General features: G+C 34.9%; 5 protein-coding genes. 3 read left to right on the plus strand and 2 right to left on the minus strand.

The genetic code is table 11. From position 1 onward, the window contains the following. Both WBN20_RS00700 and WBN20_RS00705 read left to right on the plus strand, forming a co-directional pair. The coding region (locus tag WBN20_RS00700) for a ComF family protein (RefSeq protein ID WP_424280349.1) at positions 1-544 on the plus strand (544 nt) is incomplete at its 5' end. 49 nt (positions 545-593) lie between these two features. Next, positions 594-2,213, plus strand: a complete 1,620-nt coding sequence (locus tag WBN20_RS00705; protein WP_424280350.1) for an Ig-like domain-containing protein — start codon at positions 594-596, stop codon at positions 2,211-2,213. Here WBN20_RS00705 and WBN20_RS00710 read toward each other — a convergent pair. Together WBN20_RS00710 and WBN20_RS00715 are read right to left on the minus strand one after the other, a co-directional pair. Continuing rightward, entirely contained in the window at positions 2,197-2,973 is a 777-nt protein-coding gene (locus tag WBN20_RS00710) for an amidohydrolase (RefSeq protein ID WP_424273519.1), read from the minus strand. The two genes, WBN20_RS00705 and WBN20_RS00710, sit on opposite strands and share 17 nt — an antisense overlap. Before the next feature lie 2 nt (positions 2,974-2,975). Then, positions 2,976-3,512, minus strand: coding sequence for an ankyrin repeat domain-containing protein (locus WBN20_RS00715; protein WP_424280351.1), 537 nt, complete (start codon positions 3,510-3,512; stop codon positions 2,976-2,978). Positions 3,513-3,703: 191 nt separating this feature from the next. On the opposite strand from WBN20_RS00715, the gene WBN20_RS00720 reads away from it, so the two are divergent. Beyond that, on the plus strand, positions 3,704-4,433 hold a 730-nt coding region (locus tag WBN20_RS00720), incomplete at its 3' end, for a PAS domain-containing protein (protein WP_424280352.1).

Raw genomic sequence — 4,433 nt, forward strand, 5'->3', positions numbered from 1 at the left:
AAATGCAGTGGATACAATATTTTATGGCCGAATTGACATAAAAAAGGCCTCTGCGTTCCTTTTTTATTCAGATCAAGGGATTGTTAAAAATTTAATCCACTTTTTAAAGTATAAAAATCAACCTCAAATAGGGCAATTTTTAGGGGACTGGTATGGCCAGGTTCTGAGAGAAAGTAACGCTCTAGACCATATTGATATTGTAATACCTGTTCCATTACATAAAAAAAAGCTTAATAAACGAGGATATAATCAAGTATCCGGATTTGCAAAAAGAATTGCGAACCATCTTAATGCTAGTTATTTGGATCATATTCTTGTAAAAACAGCCAATACCCGTACCCAAACCAAGAAAAACAGATTTTATCGCTGGAGAGGTATGCCAGATCTTTACAGAGTAAATAATCCCGATTTTTTATGTAATAAAAATGTACTGTTGATTGATGATGTGATTACTACCGGTGCCACCATAGAGGCCTGTACACGGGCAATAAAAAAGGCAAAAGATGTTACTGTTTCAGTTGCTGCGATGGCGGTTGTTCCATAATTTCACAATTCTTTAAATTAGTTGTTTCTTTGCCTTATAGAAAAATCAAATGCCTCGAATACAGCGTATTTTATCCTTCTTTTTTCTAATTGCAGTTGTTCTAGCCGCTTTACAATGTGCCAGGAGAGGATCTCCTACTGGCGGGCCCAAAGACAATACACCTCCTGTTTTATTAAAGGCAGAACCTGAAAATCTGACAACTGAATTCAAGGCCAAAAAAATCAGGCTTTATTTTGATGAATATATCAAATTGGAAGATGTTCAAAATCAGCTTATTGTATCACCTCCTTTAAAATATAATCCTGAAGTTACGCCTCAGGGAGGGGCCAGCAAATATGTAGAAATCACTTTAAAAGATACTTTGTTGGAAAATACAACCTATACATTAAACTTCGGACAGAGCATAGTAGATAACAATGAGGGCAATCCGAATAGCTTCTTAACGTATGTTTTTTCTACAGGTACATATATTGATTCATTAACGGTATCGGGGGTAGTAAAAGATGCCTTCAATAAAAATGCAGATGAGTTTATTAGCGTTATGTTATACGAAATAGACACTGCGTATACAGATTCAACAACCTATAATAAACCTCCCAATTATATAACAAATACGCTGGATAGTACCACGATCTTCCAACTTAAATACCTCAAAGCAGGAAAATACGCGATTATAGCTATCAAAGATGAAGCTAAAAACAATGTATTTGATCAGAATACAGATAAAATAGGATTTATTGAAGACACTGTCTATCTACCAACGGATACTGTGTTTCTTCTTAATCTTTTTAAAGAGATCCCTAATTATATTTTAAAGAAACCAAGTTATGCAGCTGCCAATAAAATTATATTTGGTTATTCTGGCGAAGATCAAAAATTAGACATTGAAGCTTTAACAGAGATTCCCGATTCTATACGTACTCTCCTTGTCAAAGATCCTGAAAAAGATACACTTAACTATTGGTTCACCCCTTTTGAAATAGATTCTATCATTTTTAAAGTGACTAATGAGAACTTGCAGAAAATTGATACGTTTACGGTAAAAACAAGAAAACTCGCTGCAGATTCTTTAATGCTCATCCCAAGTCACCGAAACACCATAAACTTTGCTGATGAATTCTATATTACATCCACTATTCCGATTGTTTCTATGGACACAACGAGGATCGCTATTTTCAACAAGGACACAATAGCAGTTAATTTCAAAGCTAAATTGGACTCCACAAAAAACCAGATGTCCATGGAATTTGAAAAAGAGACCGATGAGACCTATTACCTAAATTTGCTTCCTGATTTTATCACAGACTTCTTTGGGGAAACTAATGATACGATTAACTATAGATTATCTACCGGAGGGTATGCCGACTTTGGTAATTTGCGCTTGAATTTAGCAGGTGAAATATCCTATCCTGTCATTGTACAATTAACGGATGTAAAAGAGAAATTATACAGGGAAGTTTATTTGTCAGAAACGACAGCTATAGATTTTAATACACTAGATCCGGGAAATTATCTTATTCGGATTATTTTTGATACCAATGCAAATGGCATATGGGACACCGGAAATTATCTAAAGAAGATTCAACCAGAAAAAGTTATCTACTACCCGGGAATTATTGAAATGCGGGCCAATTGGGAAAAAATTGAGACATTTACTGTTCTAGACTAAAATAATCCCTGTCATCTAAAAATTTAAACTGATCCCTTAAATCCTTTAGTTGTTTCAGGCTTAAAGAAGCATAGAGTACCTCATCTTTTTTAGAGAAAACAATCTGACTTCCCATAGGATCATATATTGCTGAATGGCCAGGGTATCTAAGTGCATTATTATCTTCACCTAGTCTATTAACCCCTACGCAATAGCTCATATTTTCTATGGCTCTTGCTTTTAATAATGTATCCCAGGCATCAATTCTGGGTTCAGGCCAATTGGCCACAAAAAGCAAAAGATCATAATCTCCTTTATATCTAGCCCATACGGGGAATCGAAGGTCATAGCATATTAAAGGGCAAATTCGGAATCCTTTATAAGAAAATACTAATCTATCTTTACCGGAATCATATACTTTATCCTCTCCGGCAAATGTAAAAGTATGCTTCTTATCATAGCTCTTGGAAGTACCATCAGGATATATAAAAAAAAGTCGATTGGTAAATTTATTTTTTTCATTAAATGAAATACTTCCAACTAAGGCCATATTTTTATCTCTGGCTATTTGCTTCATCCATTTCACAGTAATTTCTCCCTCCTTAGCATCCACTCCTTCCGGGTTCATAGTAAATCCGGTTGTGAACATTTCCGGCAAGATAATCATATCCGTTTCGCTTGGAATCTCCTTTATCTTTTGGGAAAACATATTTCTATTCTCCAAGGGATTCTCCCATATCAAAGGGGTTTGTATCAGCGCTACTTTTAGTTCACTTTGCATAATTATCCATTCTTTTCTAAAAGAGTAATCATGTCTGAAAATCCCTGCATTTTGCTATGGTCCAAAGCCGTATTTCCCTTTGCATCTTTAGCCGTTTTATCCGCACCAGATTCCAATAACAGCTTTGCTAATTCCTCCTTGTTAAAAGTAGCGGTATAAATAAGGCAGGTAGCACCCATGGTATTTCTCTCATTTACGTTCGCTCCTCTGTTTATTAAATCCTTAGCTATTTCAACTAAGCCCTTAAAACTAGTTCCCATTAATGCAGTATTCCCGGAAGCATCTTTAGCATCAATTTTAGCCCCCCGGTCCAAAAGGAATCTCGCCATTTCTCTATGATCGTAATAAGTCGCAAGAATTAAAGGGGTAGAACCTCTCTGGTCAACAGAATTTACCAGCTCGGGGAATTCTGTAACCAATTCCCTGACGACATCAATATTGCCAATTCTTATTTCATTAAAAAAAGTTGGTATTTTGTCTTGCATGGAAATTAAATGTATAAAAAAAATGTCATTGTATGAATTTTCTAATGATGCCATTAAGCTCTATTAAGAAAATGACATTTAAAAATGCCAAGAAGATATCAATAAAATTATTGCTAATTATTCCTTTTATTGTGAAACTTAGATCATTAGGATCCAAACAATTATAACTAAAGATGTATTATATGATATACTTTTAAGGTATTTTCTTACGTTATTAAGAAATTAGCATAACTTAAATACATCATTTGGAAACACTTTTAACATCTTCTTTTATTAAAGATTATCCTGCATCTGTAGTCATTGTAAATCATAAAATGCAAATTATAGACCATTCTAAACTTTGGTTAGAAGAATATAAGAATCTTAGCAGCAGCCCAATTGGTCTTCCTATCTATGATGTAGTTGATTACACTTCTGAGGAATTTTCAAAATGTTGTGAAGAATGTCTGCAAGGAGGGGAAATAGCGAAGGTCATTCAAAAATTAAATCCTCCTGAAGAAAAGACGCAATGGCTGGAATGGACCATTTCGCCATGGAAAGAGAATCACGACAAGATCAACGGTCTGATCATATTAAAGAGCGATATCACCGAAACGAAAAGAAAAGAAGAGCTTTTACTAAAAGCCAAAAGTATTGCACGAATAGGAGGATGGGAAGTAGATTTAGTGGCCAATACGGTTTACTGGACACAAGTAACTAAGGAAATTCATGAAGTGCCTATGGATTTCAAACCTAATTTAGAAGAAGGTATTAATTTCTATAAAGAAGGTGTTGATCGTAATAAAATTACCAGTCTGGTAAGTGATGCTATAAAAGATGGCGTGCCGTGGGATACGGAGTTACGAATTATAACTGCCAAGGGTAGAGAATTATGGGTGAGGGCCAAAGGAGAAGTAGAGCTAGAAAATAACAAAGTAGTTGGCTTGTATTGCACTTTCCAGGATATTGATGAAAAAAAGAGAGTAGAATTAAAAT

This window comes from Eudoraea sp. (assembly GCF_049665975.1).
In the GTDB taxonomy this organism is placed as follows: Bacteria; Bacteroidota; Bacteroidia; order Flavobacteriales; family Flavobacteriaceae; genus Eudoraea.